Source organism: Methylocaldum sp. RMAD-M (assembly GCF_017832375.1).
GTDB lineage: Bacteria > Pseudomonadota > Gammaproteobacteria > Methylococcales > Methylococcaceae > Methylocaldum.
Genome location: NZ_JAFIBZ010000029.1, coordinates 38,566 through 64,402 on the forward strand (window position 1 = coordinate 38,566; position 25,837 = coordinate 64,402).

Here is a 25,837-nt window from a genome sequence, read left to right on the forward strand (position 1 = left end):
GCCATGCCCAACCCCATAGCGCCCGTAGTGCCCGGTTCTTCAGCGAGTGGGGGCTAGAACTGCGAGAAAAGGTAACAGAGCTCGACATAATGAATGGTGCCGCTGAAAAAGCGATGGGTTGCAATGAATACCAATACGGAAACGATTCAACTTGACTGAGTTTGAACACCACGGGTTTACGTGCAACTGATCCACGCGGGGCGCTCCCCCCCGTGGAGCAGCCACGAATAGGTGTGCTCCATTTTCTCGGCAACAGACGACCAGGAATATTGCCGCAGCATCCAGTTTCTCCCGCGTTCCCCCATGGCGCGCAGCTCCGTATCTCCTTTCATCATTGCCTGATCAAGGCAGGCGGTAAGGGAATCTTCGCTTAATTCAATCCACCAACCGCACCGGTGGTCCTCAAGTCCCCGCCAGGGCGCGCCCTTGGTGACTACCGCGGGAACGCCGTGCGCCAATGCCTCGGCGACGGTCATTCCAAAATTTTCGGAGTGCGTCGGCAACACATAGAGGTCCGAAGAAAGCAGCAAGTTGCGTTTATGCTCACCATACACCGGACCGGTAAAATCCACCTTCCTGAGCTGCAGGGCTGCTGCCAACCGTTTTATATCGTCTAAATAGCCCCCGTCGTCAGGACCGGCTACGGTCAATTCCCAGTCCGAATGACGCTCTTCCAGGCGACCCCAGGCCTTCAGCAGGATGTCGACGCCTTTTATCTTGTGGATTCGGGCGAGAAACAACAACCTTCGCGAGCCTGGCAAAGACTTCCGCTCCTCTCTGGGCACGTCCATGCCGTTCGGTATCACCGCTACCGGCGATGAAAAACCCAAGCGGCGAATATCCTCCAGTTCGCTTTCCGCAGTGGCGTGAAAACATGCGGCCGCTTCCAGCGCACGTTTCTGCTTCCAGTGCCAGACCAAGCGCTTTTTCCATTTCGAGTGCGCCAACGCCCATGACGACAGCATCCCGCGGGGAGAAACCACAAAACGGACCCGTTGATTGCAGGCTGCCTGGTAAGCGTACAAATTCGGCAAAAGCCATAAGCCATGGTTATGAATGATATCTGCCGAACCTGCCGCACCCGTCAACCCAGATATCATCGCAGGCGATAAGCCGAATCGACTCATTAGCGGCAACCCGGTTTTTGGATACGCCTGGATGTCGTAACCGGTTTTACTGGCTGACTTAGGTAACGGTTCTAGCGTGTGAAGCTCTACATGACAATTCCTTTCTCCCAAGGTCTCACATAGCCTCGGCACCGTATACGAAGGCCCCCCCGCCAGATTATCGATTCCCGAAACAACTTGAATTATCTTCATAAGAGTGAGACACCCGTTTGGCTTCGAACCTCGTTTCTCAAGTCTTTGCTCGAAGCTGATCTAGTAAAGCCAGCCATTGCCGTTGCCGAATCGGTTCTTAGGTGTGACCTTATTGCGATACTCCGATTTTTTTGTGGCTCGCTATTTTCAGTGCCCTGGTCCGGCGGAACACGTGTCGCTACGCCGATCATCAGCCAATACAACAAACCGACACCCCCCACCGAGAAAATAACCATCTCCCCCACGTTCACAAAAATGCAGGCAAAAAACATGGCCATCCACTGGGTATTTCGCTGCGCAATCACACGCCGGCTCAGATAGATCAGCACACCGAGAAAGCTTATCCCCCCAAGTAGCCCGGTTTCCTCCAATATTGCGGTCGGCAAGAAACCCTTCTCCACTGGAGCCGATATCGGCAATCCCATGAACTCGACCGCTCCCAGACGTCCTAGGCCCCATGGATAGACGCCGAAGCCGCACCCGGTCAGAGGATTTTCCAGAAAGTAGTTCCATTGCGACTCAATACCGCCACTGCGCGATGAAAGCGCCGATTCGATATTCGTCGAACCTCGCTTATAGACATAACCCATCAGCTTTTCTTGCAGGACAGATGAAGAAGCCACAGCCAGCATTAACGCGACAAGTGCCAACGTAGAAATCTTGATGAAGCGTCCCATGCGAAACTGCATAAATTTCCTTTTCTTGAAAAAGACCACGGCCGTCGTGGCGGCCATGCTCAGCATCACAGCAGCCAATGCAGTCCTCGCCTGTGACACGATTATCAAGGCTATCAGTCCCAAAACGATGGCAAGAAAACGTAGAAAGCTCTTCGGCTTGCCGAAAAAAATGCTGGCAAGTAATGCACTGGCTGCGGGCGCCAAGATAGGACCGAAAGCTTGAGGATGGTTCAATATTCCCTGGAACCCCTGCCCGTTTCTCGCATAAGCGACCTCGGCAAATGCGAACACCGGCAGCGACAACAACACGACGGCAGCGATCAGCGAATTGAACCATGTACCCAATTCCCGCGCTTGCTCCTCGCTCAGCGATGCGCAGCCAAGAACGATGGCACACGACACGTAGGTAAACATGATCAATTTCATGACCGACACACCCGGAGCTTTGTTGTCCTGCACCACGAATAACGCGGCGACGACAAGTGAAAAGCCAACCAAAGGCAGAATAATTTTTACATTGCGTATTCTCGTGCCAAATAGCAACCGTATACCTCCCAGCACGATTACACCCCACCCCATCACTCCCACTCCCTCGGGGTATGTGTACAAAACCGGATTCAGATATTTAATGACAACAGCCAGAGATAAAGCCTGTATCGTTTGCGGGATGCCCAATAACAACCACAAGCCGAGCATGACATGGGCTCCCGCCACCACTCCGTCGCCTAGTGTCAGGCAGCCCAGAATGCCCACAATCAGAAAAAGCTGTTTAACCGATACCAGCCTGGCCTGATGTCGCAACGCCAATGCATTCATGGCTGCGTCTCCATTTCCTTCAATGGACGCTTCCAAGGAGGAATAGGCCGGATTGGATTTTTACCGGATACGTGCTCGATAATTTCCCTTAAATACTGGGCAACCACCGGTCCGGTTATGGTCTCGCTATATCGCCGAATTGCCCCTCGTTCTTCGGCACTAACAGTGCCCCGTGCAATCTGAGCGCTCAATTGATGCGCCAAACCGTCAACCGAATCACAGGCGAAGACGCCTCCGTAAGGAGTATCTCGTACCAGATCTGCCGCACCGCAGAAGTCGCTGCATACAACTCGCGTTCCCGCCATCAGCGCTTCATTGACGACGGCACCCCAACCATCCCAGTGGCTAGGCAATACCAGAAGATCAGCATTTGAAATAGCTCTGCGTACGGAAGCATTATCTTGAAAACCGAAAAACTCAACAGACGCTGAAATGCCAAGTTCTTTCGCCAAGGAAACTAGCACTGGCTTTTCAACGCCATCTCCAATGATCGAAAGTTTCCAGGGGGCGCCTTTGAGTTTCCTCAACGCCTCCAATAAAACGGTGACGCGTTTTCGCGAAATCAATTGCCCTACAAAAAGAATCTTCAGAATTCCATCAGAGTTACTACAAGCGATATCGACAGTGTCGTCATTCTTTTCTTCCACGACATAACAGAAGTCAAATATCTTATCTGGTGAAAATCCAATATTCCTATACCATTTACTTGCCAGGTGCCCAATAGCCAATACGAAATCAACATCGTCGGTGTAACGTCTTTCACATCCGAAACTATGCAAGCTGCGCAATAGTCCTTTAGACCCTCGCCAATCGCGTCCTTCCGACAACAATCCAATTAACGTCTGTTTGTTTCTAGCATGTGAAAGGACTCTCCTGAGCCTAGGCTCGGCAATAATCCCTGACACCACGTGAGTACATTCTGCCCCCCCTGCCTCCAAAAGGGCATCGAACGCTTCATTGTTAGGAGCAACACTGATATCAACAGATCCGAAGTCCGGCCTTGACCACCCCATTTCCCTGCGCCATACGTCAAGATCCTTTATAAAAACCCCCTGCACATTTACGATACCTGGAAGCTCGGCCATAGCCCGTATGTAAGCGGACTGGTGAGGGCTTGGGTTTCTTTGCCAAAAAACGATATTGCGATTCGGCATTAATTTACTTTTATGGTTTCAAGCTCAAATAGGGACGCGACGGGCACGCAAACGCTTCCGATTGGCGCCCATAACATTCAACGTGCTCTCCCACCGTTTGATTGAGCTACATGGGTTTGCTACCGCAATGACTCGATCCGGAATATCGGTTACGACCACAGAACCAGCCCCAATTAGACTGTTTTCACCAATCCGGCCTCCGCCGATAACAACGGATTCTGCCCCAGTCCAGACTCCATCTTGGATGATAATCCAATCAATTTTCCATCGGGCGGCAGTTTCAGGGCGTGTCATATCAATCTAACGAGTACCGTTCGAAATATACATACGAACCATAACACCAGAGAAAAGCAGTTTTACGAAATAGGCAAGCAATATTGCCAAACATAATCCCATCGCTTTGTAGCCGAGTTCTACCAGGATAATGACCGTCATCAGGTACACGACTGCCCAAACCATATTCGATGCAAAATGGATCCACATCCGGTTAATAGTCGCCAAGGCATTGCCCAATATATTTTGAGTCGATGCCACAAATGCGGCCAGCGCAATCATTACGAGCAGTGTGGCCGCTTCGAAGTATCCTTCCCCATAAAGACGCATGATCCAGGAGCTTGAAAGTGCAACAGCGGCGACAAGGGGTAACGATACCAATACGGTAGCTTTCAATGCTTTTCCTAGAAGCCCGCGCAAGTTGTGTTCCCGGCCTCGTCCCCCGTGATCCGCGAAGACTGGCAGGAACACGCTGGTGATTACTCCCGGAATAAATAGCAGAACAGAAAACCACTGATTGGCAGCAGCAAATAAGCCCATTTCGCCGAATCCGTCGGTCCTCACAAGATAGGCCCCGCCAATCCAGTTAACTGGGGCATATAAAATCCCCGCCATCATAGCCGGCACACTGAAACGCCATAACAAATACCATTCGCTACGGGTCAGCTTTGGTGCCCGAGGAATCCCCTCTTTGCGCATAACTCTGATACTAAGAATATGATTCAAGAGTGCGTTTATCGACGACACCCCGACAAGGCCCCAAAGGGCGCCGTCGACGCCGTAAAAACGAGCCCCTCCGGCTACCAGCAACACGGTCATGGTTCCCGTGAGGCTATTGATAAGTGCCATTGCGCGATAGGCTTCAAAACCCGCCAGAATACCCACCCGTCCACCGGATATAGCATTAAAGAATAGTATCAGTGCGCTGATTCTTACGAACTCGGTCAACTCGCCAGAACCCAGCATAGTGGTAGACATCTGTGGGGCAATCAGGTATATGACAACCCCGAAAAACACCCCGGTGACAAAAGTCGTCACTCTGGTCAGCGTGATCACTCTGGAAACTTTGTATTTATCGCTATTCCGATATTCAGCAATATGTTTCGTTGCAGTAATTCCCATCCCTAATGCAGCGATCGCCTCGAACATGGTGATACTGCTTTGGATTATCCCGAGCTGGCCATATTCCTCTTTGCCTAAAATCCTGGCCACCATCATCATGGCCAACATCAACATACCCCGATAAGCTACGTTTGCGATCGTAACCCATAACGCACCGGATAACACACGCTGGCGAAGGCCTAATGGTTGGCCTCGGCGCATCTTAGTATTCAGGACAGTCGAAGCCATATGTTCGATTCAACTACAACCTACCAACTATTTCGATTTTCCCGTCCACCTCATATAGGTGGTAATAGCTACCTTTTGGTGCCGCACTCACACGGACCCCTCCATATCCCGGCACCGTCACTTCAACATCCGCCCTATCACCTAGCGGAGAATGAATTACGATCAACCATTCCCGATCAGGCGCCACGCCTTTTTCCAAAGCCAAGGTAAATACCGGGATTTCCGTGGACAAATTCCATGGTCTTTTCGGATCCAAATCGGTATCAAGCAGGAACCACCGATCCTTCATCGCATACTCGGCTGGTATGTGCTCCTGATAAGGATGTTTGCGTTTCTTATTCGGAAGCAATATCCCATTTCTCCAAAACTCTTTGAGTACCGGGTCGTGATGGATATTATCAACAGCTCGGATCAATTCGGTAAAATAAGGATTTATGGCATTCCGAGTTTCCTCCGGAAAGCGAAATTCACGAATAACTCTGGGACGGAGTAACCACATGCCGAACTTGACCATGCCCGCATAGCGATCCGGGCTATATGATTGGCCAAGCCTGGCGTAATAGGCTCTTTTGCTGGTTTTACTTCTTGGCCGATGCCCATCCCAAACTGATAATTCGAGCCAGAAGTTTGGGTTCAGGCGATAGGCATCCTCCAACATGAATACCCAGTTCATGGAGCCGATTAGGGGGCTCATAGCTGTAAAATCAGTAGAGTTGTCCCAATCATGAACATAAAAAGACGGCGATGCGCCATCCCAAGCGAGAGGCCAAGGCTCGATCCGTTCAGTGATCGCCAGTGAATAGTTGATCCAACGCCCCCAACGGCCAAAGGCAAGTCCTCCAAAGGCGTTATAACCAACAAAGATTGCGTTCTGCTTCCAAGCGCTATTTCTCAACCCACTACGCATGCCTGCCTGAAGAGCGCGGTAACGATCGATCCAACCCTGCCCTGCGCTTTTCCGCTTGGCTTCGTCGGTTTTGGAGTTGTTAAATGTGAGGTAGCGTACGTCCAAATCGGCATCTTGCCATTTCAGCTTGGGATGTTCGTTGTTCGACACGAAGACGACGAGCGGAGGGTTCGGATACCAATTTTGCAGTCGTCTGACTACGCTGGCAGCAGTCCATTGGTAGCCAACATCGGTCCAAGGCTGAACTGGCCCGAAGGGCGACACCATAGGCGCGACGGAGCCATCCGCTTTTATCACGTTAGGATTCAAAGCTCGTGGCAGTGTCAGATAATGCGCATCATCTGATAGCGGCCTCTCCCATTGGGTACTAATGAAAGATATAGGGAGGCCGAGTTCGCCACTGCGTGTCAAAGCATTTTGGTAATAAACGCTTGAATTTTTGACATCCTTCCGCCCTTTAGGCATATCCAACTGAAACCAAGGCAGCAAAAAATGGCCCTTTTCGATCATGGCTAATTGATAGTCGGGATCTAAGGCATTTGGCCTAACACCGGTATTCCAACTAGCCGCTAACGGCAATGGCCGACCAATCGGACTGTTATTTGGCAAAGTGGCTTCATAACGAATCTCTTCGGCCACTGTTTCAGCGATACCGGCTAGCACGTATTTCGAAGTCGCCGACAGCAGAATCAGCGTGAACACGCAAAGCCAGAACCGATAACGGAGTGCACGGCAGTCAGTACCAACTCCCGATAACGTAGCCGTACTGTATATCGCCATGTCGGTTGTCCGCTGATTGATAAATTCGAGTTGGGCCGACCAATCGTTGCTGACCGGGACACGCGTGGGTCGAGAAAACCCACTTATGGCTTTGAAGCTACGGTGTGAGCCCAAGCCCACGAGAAAATTCCCGTTAAGTCTGGATATTCCTCTATATCCTCCGAAGGCAACCGTAAGTAAAACCAGCACCTGTAACTTTGAAGCCATTTTCCCTGCTTTCAAACGGAAAACCCAAACAAACCGGTCAAGTTGATACGATGGAAGATAAAAACCCTAACGTTGCTCATTAACAAGACACTCCCTCAGAGAATTCGGTTGTTAGCAAACAAATACGCAACTGAGTCGAGGCATGCACTAACCCAAGCTTCCTTAGATCTTGGTCTCCAATACACTGTACTTCGGTGCTTCCCGTAAGCGTTTCGCTACCGTCCCAACATCACGGATATACAGCGTATTCCCGGATAAATTCTTCTTGCCGTTTAAACTAACTAAACGCCGTTCAAGCGGAACGTAGGAATATGATTCGAAGCCATATTCCAACACCATCTGGTGAAGCTTATCTTCGTCAAATCCGTAACGATCGCCGCTGCCGTTTAGCTCCATGAGCGCTGCGATCAGTGCCGGGTTGGAAAAAGTCTGCTCTGCGCCTCCGATAACCTCTGTTTCGAATCCTTCAACATCGACCTTAATAAGCCTTGGCGATTCACCCGCGAGTACGCTGTCGAGCGACTCGATTCTCACGTCAATCGTATCCCCTTCAGAATCTGCTGAGCTCACTACGTGGTTCGTGGTGTCCGAAGCTTGTGTAAATCGTAGTGTTCCCGATTCACCTCCGACACCGAGATTCATTGCTCGAACTCGATCGTCAAGGCCGTTAATGCGGACGTTGTCGAGCAAACTAGAAAATGTCGCCTCTATTGGCTCTATGGAAATTGTCCTCGCCCCAACTGCTCCGGCTGCGAGAACGGTGTAACTGCCAATATTCGCACCCACATCTACGAATAAATCCTCCTCGCGAAGAAAATGGAGAACAAACGCCATGTCTTCGAATTCATGCAAGCCGCAATAAAGATTACCGGTCGCCCCTGTCATGCCCGGCCGAGTTAAAAGACGAGTCTCGTTAACAAAAGGAACGGCTACCGCCCCCGGAACAAGTCGGCTGCCAATCTGCCAAGTCACGAAACGCTTGATCGACGCCAATCGCCGTTCCGAGTTAAGTGGATGATTAACAATAAAGCTCAATGTGCTAAGTAGTGACATCTAACACTGTTCCGATTGCCTTAGGACACAACGTAAATTGGGTGGCTGCACAATGCGCCAAGAAAATCCTTATTGAATCGGGAGATCCCCCCATGACCGCCGAATGCGTCGGTGACCAATACCAGAATTCTTGTTCTTGTCGCTTTTTCAGGATTTTGCATCGATTCACAAGTTCTGTTTGTAAGAAAAGAAGCCTTCCTTCGATTACCCTAACCCCTGCCCTCTCCCAGAGGATGTGGCCTTCTTTTCTTTCTATTTAGAGCCTATCCCAGTAGGTCTCCAAAACCCTTCGACCGGCCTGTCCTGAGCGGAGTCGAGGGGCTCAGGGCGAACGGCCTACTGAGATAGGCTCTTAGTAAAACCCCGGATTGTTTCGATACCGTAACAGGCTGCTGTTACAGCTTTAGGGAAACTCGTCCAACAAAAGGTTATTTACCGTCAAAACACCCTAGCTCTTTCCACATCCCTACCAGCGCAACTCGTGTTGGTGAGCCAGGAACCAGCGATAGGTTTCTTCGATCCCTTGCCTCAACGGTATCCGCTCCCGCCACCCGAGGGCGTGGAGCCTCGACACGTCCAGCAACTTTCGCGGCGTGCCGTCCGGTTTTTCCGGATCGAACACCAAGTCGCCCTCGAAACCTACGACTTTCCGGATCATCTCGGCCAACTCGCGAATGCTGAGGTCTTCGCCCACACCGATATTGATGATGGCTTCGTCCGAGTAAGTCTCCATCAGAAACACCGCGGCATCGGCCAGGTCATCCACGTGCAGGAATTCCCGCCGCGGCGTGCCCGTGCCCCAGACGGTCACCGATTTCGCCCTCGCCGCCTTGGCGTCGTGGAACTTGCGGATGAGGGCCGGCAACACATGCGAGTTTTCCAGGCTGAAATTGTCGCCCGGTCCGTAGAGATTGGTCGGCATCAGGGCAATGGCGTCGAAGCCGTATTGGCGCCGGTACGCCTGGCACAGCTTGATGCCGGCGATCTTGGCCACCGCGTACCATTCGTTGGTCGGCTCCAAGGGACCCGTCAGCAGATAGTCTTCCTTCAAAGGCTGCGGCGCGTGTTTGGGGTAAATGCAGGAGGAGCCGAGAAAGACGAACTTTTTCGCACCGCTCCGATAGGCGCAGTCGATCAAATGGGTTTGGATCAACAGGTTGTCGCGGATAAAGTCCGCCGGGTAGGTGTCGTTGGCCCGGATGCCGCCGACTTTGGCGGCCGCATCGAGGACGATTTCGGGCCGCTCCGTTTCGAAAAAGCGCTTCACCTCCGCATGATCGGTGAGATCGAGCGCTTCTCGGGTCCGCGTCAGGATATGGGTATATCCCTGCCGTTCGAGACTACGGACCAGGGCCGAGCCGACCAGACCGCGATGGCCGGCGATGTAGATCTTGGCGTCTTTATTCATGGTAGTCGAACACCCGGTAGCCGGCTTGATGGCACAGGGCGTCGCGCTCCGCCGCTTTCAGATCCTCTTCGACCATTTCCTTGACCAGGCTCTGAAAACTGATGCGTGGGGCCCAGCCGAGCTTCGCCCGCGCCTTGCTAGGGTCGCCCAGCAGGGTGTCGACTTCGGTCGGACGGAAATAGCGGGGGTCCACCGCGACGATGCATCGGCGGGTAGCGGCATCGTATCCCCGCTCGGCAAGGCCCGTCCCTTCCCAGTGGAGCTCGATCCCAAGTTCCCCAGCGGCAAGGGTCACGAACTCGCGCACGCTGTACTGGACGCCGGTCGCGATGACGTAGTCGTCGGGCGCGTCCTGTTGCAGCATCAGCCATTGCATTTCGACGTAGTCCCTGGCGTGCCCCCAGTCGCGCTTCGCATCCAGGTTGCCGAGGTAAAGGCAGTCCTGGAGGCCCAGCTTGATCCGGCACAGACCACGGGTGATCTTGCGGCTGACGAAGGTTTCGCCCCGCAACGGCGACTCGTGGTTAAAGAGGATGCCGTTGCAGGCGTAAAGCCCATACGCCTCGCGGTAGTTCACCGTGATCCAGTACGCGTAGAGCTTGGCCACGGCGTAGGGCGAGCGCGGATAAAACGGCGTGGTTTCGGTCTGGGGGATCTCTTGAACCTTGCCGTAGAGTTCGGACGTTGAAGCCTGGTAGAACCTCGTCTTCTTCTCCAGCCCCAGAATGCGAATCGCCTCCAATAGCCTCAGCGATCCGAGAGCGTCGGTGTCGGCGGTGTAGGCCGGAGTTTCGAACGATACCTGAACATGGCTTTGCGCGCCGAGGTTATAGATCTCGTCGGGCTGGACCTGTTGCACGACGCGGATCAGATTGGTCGCATCGGTCAGATCGCCGTAGTGGAGGATGAAACGGCGGTCCTCGACGTGCGGGTCCTGGTACAAATGATCGACCCGGTCGGTGTTGAAGAGGGACGCCCGGCGTTTGAGCCCGTGCACCTCGTAGCCTTTCTCCAGCAGAAATTCCGCCAGATAGGCCCCGTCCTGCCCCGTCGTCCCGGTGATCAGCGCTACTTTTTTCACTGTGAACTCTTCTTTAGGTTCTTAGAGACTATCCCAGCAGGCCGTTCGCCCTGAGCCCTTCGACGGGCCTGTCCTGAGCTAAGTCGAAGGGCTCAGGACAGGCTTGTCGAAGGGTTACTTGAGCCTACTGGGATAGGCACTTATTCCAAATGGCCTTCAATACGGTTTCGATTTTTGTCAGGTCGGTTAGGCTGCGAGGCATTAACCCACTCTGCGATTAATGTTCTTTTCCTTCGACGCTTGAATGTCCGCGATAAAAACTTCTGCTAAGCGATCAGCCTTGTAACACATCAAATCGAACATTTTTGTTACATTCCTATTCCCGGAACCTAGGGTCCGAGATACGGCACTTCCTGACCATGTCTTAGCTCCCGTCGGATAAATAGCTCGGGAGAAACTTCGTTCTGCGAAGCGTGTCCCCGTGATTCGGGGCTGAATAACTCGAAAGCAAAGGATCTGCATACGTTGGCTCATCGGCTTATGGATTTACCTAGGGCATTTTCATACCGACTGTACGGGCACTCGCGAGTAGGTCGGGAATCCCTCCCAATCGCAAACGGCGTCTCCGGGAACACCAAGGCGACGATTTCCGACACAAAGCCCACCGGCAAAGGGTTACCGACCTACGACTGTAGCACCCTGTAGGTCGGCAATCCTTTGCCGACGTATCGGCTCGGCGAAGGGCTTTGTCGGAAGGGCAGCTCTGGCGCTCCCAGAGATGCCGTTTGCGATTGGGAAGGGATTGCCGACCTACGCTCTCCCCTCCTGGAACGAATCCGTACACCGGGATGGAAAACGCTCTAAGTACATTCAGGGAAGTCTTGCGGCATAGGCAACCTGCAGGACAACCCCGCCAATCAAGCCAATCTGTCGAGATTCCGCAAATATTTGCGGAATGTACTTAGGGATAAGCAACCTACGCCCGAAAGGACGAGTCCCCAGGGTTAGCCCGGTCGCCCGGCAACCTCGACGGATCGTCCTTCGGCATCCTCTCGTCTACTTCTTTCTCGACCCCTTCCCCCTGGAGGGACCACGATCCGTCTCCGGAACCGGAAAAGCTTCTTGCGGTCCGGCTACCATCGAGTCGCGCGCTTTTTCCTTGAGCTGGACGGCTCTAGCCAGCAGCTCATTGCGTTGGCCCTTGGCGCGGCCGGAAGCGGCGTTCCTCTCAAGCTTCAGCGCCTGACGGAGATGCGTCAGGGCCTCAGGATATACGATCAAAGTACCCTCCGTCAGAACCTCGATGGCATCCTTCGTGTCGGCCGCCGCCAATCGGATGATGTCTGTCGCGCTCCGGTCGCTCAGGCTCTGCGCTTGCAGATCCATCCGATTGGAACTCCGTATGTTTTCGAGCGCGTTGATGGTTCGCAGGAACATCGCGACGGCGACGACCTGGGACGAGTCGAGCTTGACGTGCCGGTTCTTGCCGGACGACGTCAATGAGCCGGGCGAATTATTGAACGCATCGGTGTTGTAATAGGCCACCGCTTCCTCGATCGTGCTGACGCTATTGTTGTGGAAGAAAGGCGCCGTATCCGCAGCTTCGACCAATGACGGGGTGTTGAACCGCCCGTCTCCGTAGCAGGGCTGGTCGTAGTCGGGACCGCAGTCGATTCTTGCGTGGTGCTCCTCTTTGCCGAATCCCCCATCATAAGGAATGCTGGCATCGACCAGGTGCGCCGGTTGATCCCGCATGTTTTCCACGCCGCTGTCACGCGTCGGATTCTTCTTGGTGGTCGAACTGTTGGCACCGGCATTTTGGTGGCAGCCATTGCAATTGGCCGTCTGACCGAAGATCGGATTGCCGCTGCCGTCGACGGGATTTTCCTTGGTGTCGAACAGCTGCTTGCCGCGCTCCACCAACGGAGAGGTGAACGTCAGGTCAGCCAGCACGATGTCCTCGCTGCGCCCCAGGGACAGCATATAGGCGACCAGGGCGTCCAATTCCTCGTCGGTGGCCAGACGAAAATCGACACCCGGAACCCGATTGAGCGTTCGGGTCATATGCTGGGTGATGGCGCCTTGCGCGAACAGCCGCAGAGAGCCGTCTCCCGGCGCGCCGTCCCCCGACCAGCCAATGGCGTTGGCAAATTTCGCGTCTTCCTCGAACTCGCCGCCGTCCGCCAGAGTTTCCGTGCCGATCGACGCCGCCAGGGCCAAGGTATGAGGCACGCTGCGCATGACGCCGGGCCGGTCGAAGCCGTCCACATTGGCAAGGACCAGGCCGAGTTGACGCAGCAATTGCGGCTTTTCCAAGTCCTTGAGCGCAGGGTCGTATTCGGCCACGAACAGGGGATCGTCCTTCGGAAGCTTGACGATGTATTTCGGGTCGATGGTGTGATTGTTGTCCGGCCGATGGCAGGTGGCGCAGGTGCGTCCGTTGCCGCCGAAGGTTTCATTCAGAAAAATCTCCCGCCCTCGGGCAATCTCCGCGCCGAGAACCGCATCGAGATCGTTCCGCTTTTTGGCATCTGCATGAGCGAGCTTGGGCAGCATGAATTCGAACGGCTTCGCCGCGAAGCCGGTATCCTGTCGGGGAAGATTCGGCCAGCTACCCACACGGGTCACGGTCCAAGGCTTGTCGCCGTAATAAAGCCTCTGCATGAAACCCGGAGTACCGAACAGCACGCCCCCCTCTTCGGGATTTCGTTTCTCTCGGGTAACGGCAATCAGATCCAAAGTGAATCCGCTCATGGCCAAGCCGTCGAGACGGGTCTTCAAGATCCGTTTCCCTTCACTGTTCGGTTCGAGACGGCCGAGCCTCTGCATGGCGTTGGCCTTCTCCTGTCCACCCGCCTTGTGCCAGCCGGTTTTATTATCGACCAGCCAAACCTCGTAGCCTCCCGCATCGAGTCCGCTGACTTCGACCGTCACCCATCCCTCCAGCAGGTCGAGCCGCATGCGTCCCTGCGCCCGGCTGAATTCTCCGGATAAGGCTTTCGAATAACCGAGCGGGATGGTCAGAAAACGATCGCCGCCGTCAGCTTCATAAGCGGTTTTCCAGCGGCTGTACGCGTTCTTCAGGGTTTCGACATCGCCGTGGCCTGTGACCAGCTCCGACTTGGAAACTTCGGTATCGGTAAGCAGCAGGTAGGCGACCGTACCCCCAAGCATGAGCGCCAGCGCCGCCAAAAGTGGAAACGTATTTTTATTCACGGACTCGTACCAGGATCGGATTTATTGGAAGAACGTAGCTATACAGACGGCGATCCCACTCCTACGGACGACCAACGCGCGAACCGCTGAGCCTTGCTCGGCCGTTGCGAAACCTTGGTCGCGAGGAGGTGTCGGACACCGCCCGCATTGGACGACCCTGTCACTACGTTGAAATTATTGTTAAACGAATGGTTACGGCACCCGCCGAAACCGGTCATCAACCCCAAGGCCTCCGGCATCGCTTTGAGCACGCGTCTGCCGTGTTCGGATGAGCCGGGACATATCAATGCTCTATGGCCAGATCGATCGGATGAGCCCGGGAGATCGTTCCACCCGGGCACTCTTGCCTCTCTGGTTGCCAAGTTATGCCGGAGTCGGTTTCGAAGTCCGGCGGCCGATGGTAAATACGCCAACCAAGGCACTGCCGAACAGCCATACGGCAGCGGGAATCGGAACCGGCTGGACTGTCAATTGATAATTGCCGGCTACGCCGCCCAAGGCGCCTATGATGATCGTGTATTCGCCCCCATAAGTGGTGTCGAGGTCGAATACCTGCGACAAGGTCTCGCCGACCGAGGATGCCACGCCCCAACCGAGCAGGGTGAGATCGTCGGAGCCCAGCGGATTGTTTACCGGGGTCGGATCGGTAAAGAAGGTATCGTGCCTAGAAGCGCCGGCACCGGTATCCCAGCCGCCGTAAAGCGCGTAGCCGAGTTTGAGGTTGGCGCCGCCGTCGGCAAGGTCGTCCGCCAGAGTGATTTTGAATTGCGATATTCCGGCATCCACGCAGCCCTGGGCGCTGCCGCCGCAGGACCAATGGATCAGGCCGAAGTCCGCTCCGTGGCCCCAACCCTGTCCGCCGTTGTCGGGATCGGACCAGGAAAGGCCGCCGACCCGCAGCATTCGATCCGTGGGAAGGTCGGGATCGTTATTGTTGTTATAGTTGGCAATCTGCCGCTGCAGGCTGCTGCCGTTGGTGGATGTGGGCGTGCCGGTCTCGATGGTGCGGCCGGCCGCCGCCGCGCTGTGCATGCCCGCATACCACATGACGGGCAAACTCCCGGTATAGCCGACACCGCCGTTGGTCCAAACGCCGCTCGCGTCGGTGCCCGGCATTCCGTCGGCGCCGTTGATGCTGCCGCCGGTGCCGTCGCCGTAACCGGCGATGTTGAACGTGGCGTGCGCGTGAGCCTCGGGCGCAGCGACCAATGTTCCCCCGAGCATTCCCGCGAGGGCCAGTATTGTTGCCGTGGTTTTCATACTATGATTCGTCCTCGTCACTGTTAGTGGTCGTCCAAAAGCTCGTTAACAGTGATGTCCGCGGCGCTTCACCGTACCCAATGGAGCTGCGCCGCGGTCCTCCCCATCACACTAGGAGGCGGCTCGGCCGTCTCGAATACTCCATAGCATCGAGACCCGAAGCTTTCCGGCCCCGCCTCGCGGCGGGTGTGGCGATTCGGACAGACCTAACGGCGGTCCATCCCGACAAAGATCCCTCGGGCGATCCCTGCCAGCCGATTCCTTGCGAATCCGTGTGTATCGCGTCTTTTTATGAGCCCCCTAAGCGGCGGACCCGGCCTTTGCTGAAACAATAAATATGCCACTAAATAATCATTGCTAATCAAACAGATAAATCGCATGCAAACGCCACCGACGTGGCAAATCACGCAGTCTCATGGGTGATTCCACACAAAAGTTCCCCGCTTAGAGCGCGGAAAGGAAGGCGTGTACATACGTCGAGGTCTTGTTTCAGGCGGGAACGGCCATGACGTTCTTGCGGCGCTGTCCCAGCGTGACCAAACTCGCGAGGGCGCTGCCGAACAGCCAAACCGCCGCGGGGACCGGAACCGGTGCGGTGCTGATATTCAAGCTGTACTCCGCGATGTTCTGACTCCAGTTCCCCACGCCGGCGCCGCCCAGGTAGATGGAATAAACCTGACCGGCCAGGGCCAGAAAGGTCAAACCGTCTACACCGTCGACGGTGCCATCGTGAGTCAAGTAGCTCAGTCCTACGGTGCCGAACGGGTTATCGGCTTCGTAAGGTTTCGCGGGTGTGCATCCGGGGCAGTTCCAGGAGCCGTGATGAGAGTAACTGCCAGTACCGGAGTCCATGCCGGTGAAGACGGTGATGCCAAAGTTCTGAATGTCGTAGCCGGTTCCCGTAACCACCACGGGATTCAGTGTTACCCACATAGTTTCTTCGGCCTTGATCAAGCCAATATCGGTCTGATGTCTCCAGCCGGTCGGCCCGTTGGCTGTCGGAACTCCGCTGCCATTGACGCCTGCGTCCTGCCAGGCCCCGGCGCCGGTATCGATTTCCGCGGCGAAGCCGTAACGCGTTACTGCATCTGCTTTCGAGATTTCGAGCGTGTTGCCCGCCGAGTGAAGCTCGGCCGCCCAGTTCAGATGAGACGTACCGGCATAGCCGAAAGGCAGCGTGGTGGCACTGGCGGTTCCGACCCAACCCGGCGATACCGTCGGATAGGTCGGATTGCCTATACCCCCATAGTTCCAGCCGTCGGTGGCGGACAGCTCAGTGGTGGTGAAGGTGTTGTACATCGTATGCGCCTGGGCGCCGGAAACGGCGCCTACGGACAAGACGGTACCGGCGAGGGCCATGGCCACCGCTTTGGTCAGTTTGTTTTTGTTGTTGGACATAGGAAATTACCTCGTGCTGTTCTATGGAGTTGGTCTTTGTTTTCACATAGGCAGCGATGTCCGCAGCGCTCCCGTCAAAAGCGGAAGGCGCTCCGATCTCCCCATCACCGAGGGAGGCGGCCCGGCCGTCTTGGGATCAAACTCACAAGACCCGTGGCTTTCCGAACCCGCCTCGCGGCGGGAGTGGCAGGTGCAAAAGGGACTCCGCCCTGCTACGGTCTACGCTCCCCTTCCCCGGCAATGGTTTTCGGGTTTTCCGTAGCACAAAGCGCGTTCGAACCGGAATTCGGTCGAACCGGCCGATACCCCAAGAGCAATAAGCGCGCCTGAGGTAAACCGTTGATATAGCATTTTCCGAATCGGTGTAAGGGATTCGGATATGTAGGTCGGCAATCCCTTGCCGACGTATCGGCTCGGCGAAGGGCTTTGTCGGCAAGGGATTGCCGACCTACGTTCTTCCCTCCTGGAACGAATCCGTACACCGGGATGGAAAACGCTCTATAACGCTATTTCCATGACGGAAACGACGGAAGCTGCTGGATATCCCGCATTTTTATTACGGGTATTCCAGCATGTGGCGACCCAAATCATCCGGAGGGTCAGTCAGCCAGCTCTTTCACTACACCGTTTCAAAGCGGCGATCGGCTGAGGCCGAGGCGATGAAACGGCCGGATATCGCCGACACCGGCGCATGCCACATGGTGCGCCCAGCCTCGAAGGCAAGCTCGACCGCCTTGTCCCGCATCATGCGGCGACGGCCTTGTGTCTGTGCCGCCCGACGAATCCCATCCCGGCCAAAGCACTGCCGAACAGCCAAATGGCGGCCGGTATCGGAACCGGAGAAGACGTGATGTTCAAGACGTAAAGATCCTTGTTTTGATTCCAATTGGCTCCGCCGCTACCGCCCAGATAAATGGAATAAATCTGACCGGCCTCCGCCAGGAAGGTCAGACCGTTGACCCCGTCGACGGTTGAATCGTGGGTCAAATAAGTTACGCCGGTGGTGCCGAACGGATCGCTCGCGGTGAAATCTAAGCCTTGAATCGGGCTATTCCATGCCTGATGGTTCTCATAGCCGGTACCGGTGTCCATACCGGTAAATACCGTAATCCCGAAGTTGGCAATTTCCGAATTGACGGCGGAGAGATTCAGCGTGACATAAGCATCGCTGTGCGACATCAACAACCCGATATCGGTGGTGTGCGACCAGCCCTGAGGGGTTGCTCCCGCGTCGAGCCAGGCGCCTCTAGCTGTATCGATATCCGCTGCAACGCCATATCTCGCTTGCGCATCTGCCCTGGAAATTTCCAGCGAATCACCCGCGTTATGGAGTTCGGCCGCCCAGTTCAACGCCGAAGAACCGGTGTAACCGAACGGCAGCGTCGTCGGGCTAGCGGTTCCGACCCAACCCGGCGATACCGTCGGATAGGTCGGATTGTTTATACCGCCATAGACCCAGCCGTCGGTTCCCCCATCGGTAGCGGGCGTTCCGGCGTTGTAGGTGTTGTACATCGTGTGTGCCGATGCCTCGGCAACAACCCCTAAAGAAAGGGCCGAGCCGGCAACCGCCATTGCGATCGCCCTGGCCAATCTGGTTTGTTTCATATGAATCCCTGCAAGTTGGAAGTTGAGATACCACGCCGTTAACCCGCATTGCTCATACCCCTTCGCTTCAGCCGTTCGCGCCGCAAAACGGTGTAATTCCAAATCCCTTCCAATCCGGAATTGATTTTCGAAGGGTGGCCGTAACCTACCCTACGCAACGTTCATTCGCATGCCGAATGGAGTAAGAAGTGCAAGCTAAGCGCAACCGATACTTAACAAGTGTCGTGCCAGTGTCCAAATCGAGGCACTACGGTGCTTCCAAGGCTTTACAAATAGGCCGGAATCCGGGAAATGAGGTATATGCCCCAGCATTCAGCGGCATATCGCGCATGAGGAGGAAGTCGGGCGAGGGGGGAGCCGATTGCAATGATGCGGCCTCGTTACGTCGGGAATCCTTTCCCGACGTAACGGGTTGACAGCCAAGCGAAGTCGGCAAAGGATTGCCGACCCACGAATAATTCCATTCGGCATGCGAATGAACATTCATCGTAGGATGGGTAGAGCGAAGCGAAACCCATCGATGGTGGGATAGCCCCTCGGCTCAGCGTAACCCACCGACCCTTCGACTTGGCTCAGGACAGGTCCGAGGCCGCTCGGTGGGTTACGGCCTTGCGGCCTCACCCACCCTACGAAAATCAATTCCGGATTGAACGCGATTTGGAATAAGCTGCCGATTCCGCCAGAGAGCCGCCCACGTTGCCCTCGACGTCGATCCAGAGATGCGGCAAGCCCATGGCGTCCAGCCAGGCCGGACCGTTTTCCTCCTTGAGCATGGCGATGGTCGAAGCGCTGCCGGCGACCACGCAGAAGTCCCCCACCACGCTGACGGCGGCGAGATGGCGTACCGGCCAGCCGCTTTTGGGATTCAGCACATGACCGTATCGGATACCGTCCACGACGATGCAGCGTTCGTAGTCCCCGCTGCTCGCGACCGCGCCTTCGCGCAACGCCAGGGTCTTGATCATCGAGCCTTTTTGGCGCGGGTGAGAAATTCCGACTCGCCACGGACTACCATCCGCCCGCGAGCCGATCAACTTGATGTCGCCGCCCAGATTGATCACGCCGTGTCGAACGCCCGCGTCCCGGCACAGCGCCGCGGCCCTGTCGACGGCATACTCCTTGACGATGCCACCGAAATCGAGCTCCATGCCGGCTACCGGAAATTCGAGCACCGGCGGTTCCCACCTCAGCTTGTGCCAGCCGACCTGCTCGAGCAGACCGCGCACTTGCGCGTCGTCCGGCAGTTTGCCTTGTTCGAAGCGCCAGGCACGCCGCAAAATGCCGGAGGTGATGTCGAAAAGCCCGTCGCTCTGTTCGTAACAGGTCGCCGCATAATTCAGCAAACCCGCCGTTTCGTCATCCACCGCAACCTGGCCACCCTCGGCGGCGACCCTGTTGATGGCGGACAGCAGGCTGTCGTTGCGATAGCGCGAATAGCGCGCCTCCAGGCGGCGCACATCGGCAATGGCCAGCTCCGAAATCCGTCTTGCCTCTGCACGAGTCTCGGCAAAAAGCTGGATTTCGCATGGCGTACCCATTGCCTTGAAGGCGAAACGGAAATACTCGAGACCGTAAGAATTCAAGACTGTTCTAAAGGTAATTCGTCGTCCGTCGAGCGCCGGGAACGGCGGGCGCCTTATCCCGGCCTGCCCGGCACAATATAGGATGGGCCAAGCGAAGCGGGCCCATCTCGGTCGGGAACGATGGGCACGGCCTATCGGCCGTTGCCCATCCTACAATTAGCTATGGCCCGCTCCCACCGGCCGGAAACCACCCCGGCCCGTCAAAACGTATAGGCCGGGAACTAAACGCGCCTGGGGATACTCGTCACCGACTTTTGGACTCTTCTTGATGACTTGGATGCCCCAAACGGTTTTGCCAAAAAATTGCGATGCAATCGCCTGGACATTCATCCGATCCGCGACAGGTACGCCACTCAGAAGCACGCGAAGATCAAGGCGTGGGTTGCCGCGCACCCACGATGGAAGATGCATTTCATCCCAACGACGCCAGTTGGCTCAACCCAGTCGAGCGCTTCTTCGCCCACCCCACCGAGAAGGCCTTCCCTCGCCGCTCCTTCACCAGAGTCAAAGACGCTGGTGAGCAAGATCGACCACTTCATCTCCCATTAAAACCAATCGTCCCGCCTGTTCGCATGGACCGCCCCGGCGGATTCCAGCCTGGCAAAAACTTCAACGACTATGCCGGCAAACTAATCGGATAGGACACTCGTTGCGGTTTCAATACGCTGCTGCCGGCGGGATGCCGGCAGCACGTCGAATGACCGAACCGAACGGCTATTGGACATTGAGTTTGACGGTTATTCCGTCATTCACGGCTTGCCAGCTCAAACCGGAAGGCAGTGCCGGCAAATCGAGCCGGCTTTCGATAGGGACGCCAAAATCGGTTACTGAGTTCGCGCTGAGGAGAGTGAAACTGTCTCCGGCTTTCGGGACGAATCCATCCCGCAGACTGACATTGATCTTAACATTGCCTAATATGAATTCGCCCTCAACATGAAGTTGATCGTGGGCTGGATAAAGACCGCCGAGTTCGATCGTGATTGTGCCCCGTGAGAAATCAACGTACCCATTGTGGGACTCAGGTATCAGCGTCAATGTCCCGAAAGGCGACCCGGTCGTACCGGGAGAGACGTTTAATCGTGCCGAGGAGTTAATACTGGGCATGTTCAAGATCGTCCCGGTTCCGCTTAGCGTTCCGCCCTGCAGAGTGATTTTATGCGCCCCGAAGATGCCGTCGACGATCGTCTCGCCCTTGGTTTGGCGGTATTCGGTCCACGTATCACCTCCTGCTTGAGCAGCCCCAAAATCACAGGTTGAGCCTTTTTTGACCTCAAATACCCCTTCATTGATGAGAACTGCTCTCTCATAATTCAAACAAATATTGGAAACGTTATCCCTATCCAGGATGAATGTGCCGGTATTTTTGATGGTTCCTCTGAGAACACCGGCGGTAAAGCCTCCAGGGTAAACTCTATGACCTAACGCTCCGATTACGCTCATGCGGCCGGCATTTTCAAAGTACGCGTTGTTGTTATACATATCCATATAACCGCTAAGGATGATGTTCCCGCCCGCCTGGTTAATGATTTTGTCACCGGTGATAGAAAGGGCACCATCGGCGAAGATGTTTCCTGAGTTACTAAGAATTCCTTGCACATAAATATTGCCGCCGGAACTGCCGTTTTTCAGTGCGTTAACTTGGCCTTGATTGATCAAGGTGCCGCGAATTGAAATACTCGCGCCGGCTGGATGTATGCTAGTGGGGCCAATAGATAAGGTATCCTGTGGATTCACAGTAAGTGATTGGCCGACAGGTATGGACTCAGGGTTTTCAATCAGGTCGGCGGTAGCCGTCACGCACAGGCTGATCAACGTAATAAATGAAAATGGCAACAGTTGTGTTCGAAGTATGTGCACTGTTCGGGTTCCTAGTGTATTTGGTTAACAAAATCGCCACATGATAGGCAAGGGGTCGATATTCTTGCCTTAACTCATAACCATTGATAGACCTTGTAATGGCGTTGCGTATTGAGCAACGTTTGCGCCAGATTTCGTCGCCGGCGCACTATTCCAGTGGTAGCGGTTATTTGCCTCGTATGGAGAGGATTTCTGCAATAGCCGCAAGTCTGGAGTTAAGGCAAAGGCCGTAGGAACTGGGGCATTTGCCCTAAGGATACAAAGGGGAGGCATCCATTTTCAGCGCTATGCGATAGGCCAAAAATCTCTTTGAAACTCTACTGTCAAATGACATCAGGAATCCGGCTAGTAAAACGCTCGAGCTATCGGCCAGTCCTTGCCGACAACTTTCCATACACACCATTCAATCCCGAAACCAACCCGGCCCATCAAAACGCATAATTCCAAGTAACGGCCAAGGTCCCGGTGCGCGCCAGCTGATAACCGTTGACATCGTCCGACACCGGTTGCAACCACTCGACGCTGAGATTGTGGCCGGCGAAATCGCCGCTGGGTACTGAAAGATTGAGACCCAGCCCCACATCCCAATAGCGTCCGCCGTAGTTGGACGGGAAGTCCACCGGCGCGGTGGTCGAATGCTCGCGGTTGAATTCGCCACGGATAGAACCTTGAACGGTGTAAACGCCGCGCACCGAAGCCGACAGCCAGTTCGTCAGGCTGTAGCCGCCCCAGGCGGTGGTCTGAAATACGTCGCCCAGGGCATAACCCGACTTGTTTCTGCCTTCGAGCCGCTTGGTGCCGCTCACCTGCGCGCCCCAGAACCACTTGTCCGCCTGTCCGGTATAGGTCAGGCTGGGTTTGAAATCCCAGGTGCCGCTGCCGAGTTGCATACTGTAATCCTGTAATTCACCGTCCTCCGTAGCCCCGCCATCCACGGTCATGTCGACATCGCCCGTGGGCGCGCTGACCCCCAGTCCCAGATTGAGGCGGTGCCCGGACACGTCGAACAGCTTGATCAATGCCACCATCAAGGTATCGCCGAATCCGTCGCTGCTGTGCCCGCCGCCGTGCTCGTCGTCTTCCGGAGCCCCCGGCAACGGCTTCGACTCCATCTCCATGTCGACGAGCTGGGGCATCAGCATCAGGTTCAGCCAGTCGGTCGGCGCATACATGATGTCCAGCATGTGCATGTGCATGGTCATGTCTTTCGGCCGGGAGAGACATCCCGAGTTGCCGCAGGCGCTGCCGATCAGCGTTTGACTGCCGACCCTGTTGGTACCGTGCAGCATATCCCCCGCCTGATTGCTGTACATGTAGCGATACCCCGCCATCAAGCTGTCGGCCTGGTCCATCATATGGCCGAACATAATGCCGGCGGGCATGTTATGCCCGTAATGGTGCGAGCCGTGTTCGTGGTGGCCGCCCGAGAATGAGCCGGGCGCCGACAGATTGACGTTAAGCCCGGCGTGAGCCAGGAAATAGTTGAAATCGGCATAATCGCCCGCGCCGCCCCCGCCCAGCTTCAGATCGCCGGCATGGCTGTAATATTCGAAGCCCGCTTCCAGCCGAATGCCCTTGGTGAACTGCTTGCTGAACGTGATGCCGCCGCTCAGGGCGCCGAAGCCGGACAGGCGAAAATCGCTCGAATAATAGCCGTCGGCTCTGGGCGCAAGGAAATATGGAGCGAAGAAGTCGGCTTGCGACTGCGAATAATAGCGGATGCTCGGCGCAGCCATGATGCCGAAGGGCAGTGGCTGATACCACTTCAGCTCGAAGGTGTGAGAATCGATGCCCCAATCGTCGAAGTAGTACCGGTAATCGAAATGCAGGGACGCATCCAGCGCCGGTATATGCCGGTTCAATCGACCGGAGAAGGCCCACTGGTTGCGCTCGTCGGGCCGTCTTTCCCGAAACAGCTCGATCCCCACGACTTCGAGATTGGTCACGGATTTCCAGTCGATTGTGCCCGCTTTCGCCTGCGAAATCTCATAGTACTCCTCGGGCGTAATTTCCCCGCGCACGTAAACGTACTTATATGGGTTGGTGAGATAACCGCTCTGGTTGGTGTAGCTGGCCGTGCCCTGAAACAATGTGTTCTTGCCCAACACCTGCGCGATGCTGGTACTGAAGCCGTGGAAAACGCTCTCTTCGCGCAGCTCCGGGTAATTGGGCGAATCATCGTTGTCATGCGAGTGTTCGCTGTCAGTTGAGTGGACGGTGCCTCGGCTGATGTCATTGCTGGTCAGACTGTATCCCGCCGATACCGTAGTATGTTTCTGGTTGAATTCGTGGCTCAGATTGATCGAGCCGAAACTCGATTTGAAATCCGGCTCGAGAGAATAGCCGCCGGAGAGGGCAAGCGTGGCCTCGTCGAAATAGTATTTGGCGCCGAATACCGGCATGGTGCGCGTTTCGCGCGGTTGCGTCTGGAACCGCTGGACCGGTTTCGTGCCTTTGGGCACTAGGCTGTCGAGAACCGCGCGATATCGTGAGATAACGGCAAGTTTGGTGAGTCTCTGGATCTCCGCTGCGAGCTTCTGGTCCCATGCTTTCTGTTCCTCGGTTCTTTCGCTAGGTAGGGTAACGCCAGAGAGATTGATGTTATCGAGTTGCACATCGAACCGCTTGCCGTCCGTGGGAGTCTGCGGATAGCCCTTGTAATGGATCCAGAACGCGTTGATGTTTTCGAACGCCTCGTTCAGGGTCAATGCGCCCTGGAAGCCGTTGGCCACGATCTGATAAGCCACTCGGGTCGCGTCGTAGTTAGTGCCGTCGCCGGCGGCGAGGTCCGGGTTCAGGGCCGTATTGAACCCCAGGATTTCCCAGACATCGTTGGGGCCGGTCCCCGGATTCCCTGACTTGATCCGCGCGTAAAACTCCATAGAGTCGAGGCTGAAGGCCGAACCGTCCAAGGCGCGCACGTAGATGCCGGCGGAATCGGGATGGTACTGGAGCAAGGTGCTGAAGTCTCCGTCCAGCCGATGCAGGTGGGCGTTCGGGGCTGTGGGGTCGTTCACGGTGCCGATCGCAAACCCATCCTCGAAATAACAGCCGTCCGAACCGATGCCGGCGCAGCTGCCGCCCGGCTCAGGCGCTGCGTTGGCTTTGCCGTAGTAGGCCGCGAATGTCATGTTCTCGAAATCGATCGTCACATTGTCGATCGTCGGCGTTGACGGCGGAGACGGAGGTTCGGGATTGGCGGCTTTCCACTGTGCTAACGCCGCGCTGGCGTCCGCCTCAGACGCATCCTTGCTGTCCCAGAATGCTTTGTACGCATTGAGCCCGCCGAGAACAGTCAACCCACCGGCAGTGACGCCCCCGGAAGCCGCCGAAACGACATCGGCCGGTGTCGGATCGCTGGCCGGCGTTCCGTCAGTGTTTTGCTTGTACTTGGGCTGATCCGCCATGGTCGCCGGGATGCTGAACGCCGGCGTGGCGCCGCTGTAGGTATCGCGGTCGATGCTGAAGGTGAATTCGAGCCGGTCGGAAACCGGAACAATGAAATCGCCGTGGGAAACCTCGACCTGCATTCGGTCATCGCTTTCCTCGTAATAACCGAAGTGGACATTACCTTGCGCTTGCGCGACCGGAACCGCGGCCGAGACATCCATGCCCGGCAGGGCGAGGGCGGCGGTCGTCAAGGCGAGAAGCGCCTTGGGCTTTTCCGATTTGACCGGCATTTCTCACGCCCCCTTCTTCGCGAGGACGGCGCTAACATCGTCGTCGGTAAGGGATTGCCGACCTACGTCGAGCCGCCGGGCCGTAGGTCGGGAACCCCTTCCCGACGCCGACCGCGCCAAGCGAGCCGTCGGCAAGGGATTGCCGAACCATGTCGAGCCGCCGGGCCGTAGGTCGGGAATCCCTTCCCGACACCGACCGCGCCAAGCGAGCCGTCGGCAAGGGATTGCCGAACTATGTCGAGCCGCCGGGCCGTAGGCCGGGAATCCCTTACG

The 25,837-nt window shown here is 55.8% G+C and carries 16 protein-coding genes, 1 pseudogene and 2 riboswitches; of the genes and pseudogenes, 1 reads left to right on the plus strand and 16 read right to left on the minus strand.

Translation table 11 applies throughout. From position 1 onward, the window contains the following. Positions 1-176: 176 nt before the first annotated feature. From JOD69_RS20295 to JOD69_RS20355, 14 genes are all read right to left on the minus strand, one after another. Positions 177-1,319: a glycosyltransferase gene (locus JOD69_RS20295; protein WP_086133788.1), complete on the minus strand. Its 1,143-nt coding sequence runs from the start codon at positions 1,317-1,319 to the stop codon at positions 177-179. Further along, positions 1,316-2,812 (minus strand): hypothetical protein, encoded by a 1,497-nt coding sequence (locus JOD69_RS20300; RefSeq protein ID WP_086133787.1) that lies wholly within the window; start codon positions 2,810-2,812, stop codon positions 1,316-1,318. Before JOD69_RS20300 ends, JOD69_RS20295 begins: the two co-directional genes overlap by 4 nt. Further along, positions 2,809-3,966 carry a glycosyltransferase gene (locus JOD69_RS20305; protein ID WP_086133786.1) on the minus strand — a complete coding sequence of 386 codons (1,158 nt, stop codon included), beginning with the start codon at positions 3,964-3,966 and terminating at the stop codon, positions 2,809-2,811. The genes JOD69_RS20300 and JOD69_RS20305 overlap by 4 nt, the downstream gene beginning before the upstream one ends. Positions 3,967-4,266: 300 nt before the next feature. Next, the gene (locus tag JOD69_RS20310; RefSeq protein WP_086133785.1) at positions 4,267-5,589 is read right to left on the minus strand and encodes an oligosaccharide flippase family protein; all 1,323 of its coding nucleotides are present in this window, start codon (positions 5,587-5,589) and stop codon (positions 4,267-4,269) included. Positions 5,590-5,602: 13 nt separating this feature from the next. Beyond that, complete coding sequence (locus tag JOD69_RS20315) at positions 5,603-7,483, minus strand: hypothetical protein (protein WP_156881274.1); 1,881 nt, start codon at positions 7,481-7,483, stop codon at positions 5,603-5,605. A gap of 162 nt (positions 7,484-7,645) precedes the next feature. Beyond that, on the minus strand, positions 7,646-8,518 hold the full coding sequence (locus tag JOD69_RS20320; RefSeq protein ID WP_210024184.1) for an FkbM family methyltransferase: 873 nt from the start codon (positions 8,516-8,518) through the stop codon (positions 7,646-7,648). Positions 8,519-9,002: 484 nt separating this feature from the next. Continuing rightward, complete coding sequence (locus tag JOD69_RS20325; RefSeq protein WP_077731878.1) at positions 9,003-9,944, minus strand: GDP-L-fucose synthase; 942 nt, start codon at positions 9,942-9,944, stop codon at positions 9,003-9,005. Further along, positions 9,937-11,025 (minus strand): GDP-mannose 4,6-dehydratase, encoded by a 1,089-nt coding sequence (gmd, locus tag JOD69_RS20330; protein WP_077731879.1) that lies wholly within the window; start codon positions 11,023-11,025, stop codon positions 9,937-9,939. Before gmd ends, JOD69_RS20325 begins: the two co-directional genes overlap by 8 nt. A gap of 996 nt (positions 11,026-12,021) precedes the next feature. Continuing rightward, complete coding sequence (locus JOD69_RS20335; RefSeq protein ID WP_210024185.1) at positions 12,022-14,181, minus strand: hypothetical protein; 2,160 nt, start codon at positions 14,179-14,181, stop codon at positions 12,022-12,024. Positions 14,182-14,544: 363 nt separating this feature from the next. After that, on the minus strand, positions 14,545-15,441 hold the full coding sequence (locus JOD69_RS20340; protein WP_077731880.1) for a hypothetical protein: 897 nt from the start codon (positions 15,439-15,441) through the stop codon (positions 14,545-14,547). A 114-nt stretch (positions 15,442-15,555) separates the two neighbouring features. Continuing rightward, positions 15,556-15,644, minus strand: a riboswitch (cyclic di-GMP riboswitch). 286 nt (positions 15,645-15,930) lie between these two features. Next, positions 15,931-16,839 (minus strand): VPLPA-CTERM sorting domain-containing protein, encoded by a 909-nt coding sequence (locus JOD69_RS20345; protein ID WP_077731881.1) that lies wholly within the window; start codon positions 16,837-16,839, stop codon positions 15,931-15,933. Between the two features lie 112 nt (positions 16,840-16,951). Then, positions 16,952-17,037, minus strand: a riboswitch (cyclic di-GMP riboswitch). Positions 17,038-17,458: 421 nt separating this feature from the next. Then, entirely contained in the window at positions 17,459-17,587 is a 129-nt protein-coding gene (locus tag JOD69_RS25150) for a hypothetical protein (RefSeq protein ID WP_276205413.1), read from the minus strand. Further along, a complete protein-coding gene (locus tag JOD69_RS20350) occupies positions 17,584-18,444 on the minus strand; it encodes a VPLPA-CTERM sorting domain-containing protein (protein WP_143735246.1) in 861 nt (286 codons plus the stop codon). The genes JOD69_RS25150 and JOD69_RS20350 overlap by 4 nt, the downstream gene beginning before the upstream one ends. A gap of 635 nt (positions 18,445-19,079) precedes the next feature. Then, positions 19,080-20,027, minus strand: a complete 948-nt coding sequence (locus JOD69_RS20355) for an FAD:protein FMN transferase (protein ID WP_240502613.1) — start codon at positions 20,025-20,027, stop codon at positions 19,080-19,082. 318 nt (positions 20,028-20,345) lie between these two features. On the opposite strand from JOD69_RS20355, the pseudogene JOD69_RS24905 reads away from it, so the two are divergent. Continuing rightward, positions 20,346-20,488: pseudogene (locus JOD69_RS24905) on the plus strand (IS630 family transposase); the annotation flags it as partial. A gap of 253 nt (positions 20,489-20,741) precedes the next feature. Here the strand turns inward: JOD69_RS24905 and JOD69_RS20365 are convergent. Beyond that, on the minus strand, positions 20,742-21,884 hold the full coding sequence (locus JOD69_RS20365; protein WP_143735248.1) for a hypothetical protein: 1,143 nt from the start codon (positions 21,882-21,884) through the stop codon (positions 20,742-20,744). Positions 21,885-22,312: 428 nt separating this feature from the next. Continuing rightward, positions 22,313-25,564 (minus strand): DUF3570 domain-containing protein, encoded by a 3,252-nt coding sequence (locus tag JOD69_RS20370; RefSeq protein WP_077731885.1) that lies wholly within the window; start codon positions 25,562-25,564, stop codon positions 22,313-22,315. Between the last annotated feature and the right edge of the window lie 273 nt (positions 25,565-25,837).

Coding starts and splice junctions, on each gene's coding strand:
- JOD69_RS20300 (WP_086133787.1), bottom strand. CDS start 2,812: ATGAATGCATTGGCGTTGCGACATCAGGCCAGGCTGGTATCGGTTAAA.
- JOD69_RS20350 (WP_143735246.1), bottom strand. CDS start 18,444: ATGAAACAAACCAGATTGGCCAGGGCGATCGCAATGGCGGTTGCCGGC.
- JOD69_RS20340 (WP_077731880.1), bottom strand. CDS start 15,441: ATGAAAACCACGGCAACAATACTGGCCCTCGCGGGAATGCTCGGGGGA.
- JOD69_RS20345 (WP_077731881.1), bottom strand. CDS start 16,839: ATGTCCAACAACAAAAACAAACTGACCAAAGCGGTGGCCATGGCCCTC.
- JOD69_RS20305 (WP_086133786.1), bottom strand. CDS start 3,966: ATGCCGAATCGCAATATCGTTTTTTGGCAAAGAAACCCAAGCCCTCAC.
- JOD69_RS20370 (WP_077731885.1), bottom strand. CDS start 25,564: ATGCCGGTCAAATCGGAAAAGCCCAAGGCGCTTCTCGCCTTGACGACC.
- JOD69_RS20310 (WP_086133785.1), bottom strand. CDS start 5,589: ATGGCTTCGACTGTCCTGAATACTAAGATGCGCCGAGGCCAACCATTA.
- JOD69_RS20295 (WP_086133788.1), bottom strand. CDS start 1,319: ATGAAGATAATTCAAGTTGTTTCGGGAATCGATAATCTGGCGGGGGGG.
- JOD69_RS20325 (WP_077731878.1), bottom strand. CDS start 9,944: ATGAATAAAGACGCCAAGATCTACATCGCCGGCCATCGCGGTCTGGTC.
- JOD69_RS25150 (WP_276205413.1), bottom strand. CDS start 17,587: ATGATGCGGGACAAGGCGGTCGAGCTTGCCTTCGAGGCTGGGCGCACC.
- JOD69_RS20315 (WP_156881274.1), bottom strand. CDS start 7,483: ATGGCTTCAAAGTTACAGGTGCTGGTTTTACTTACGGTTGCCTTCGGA.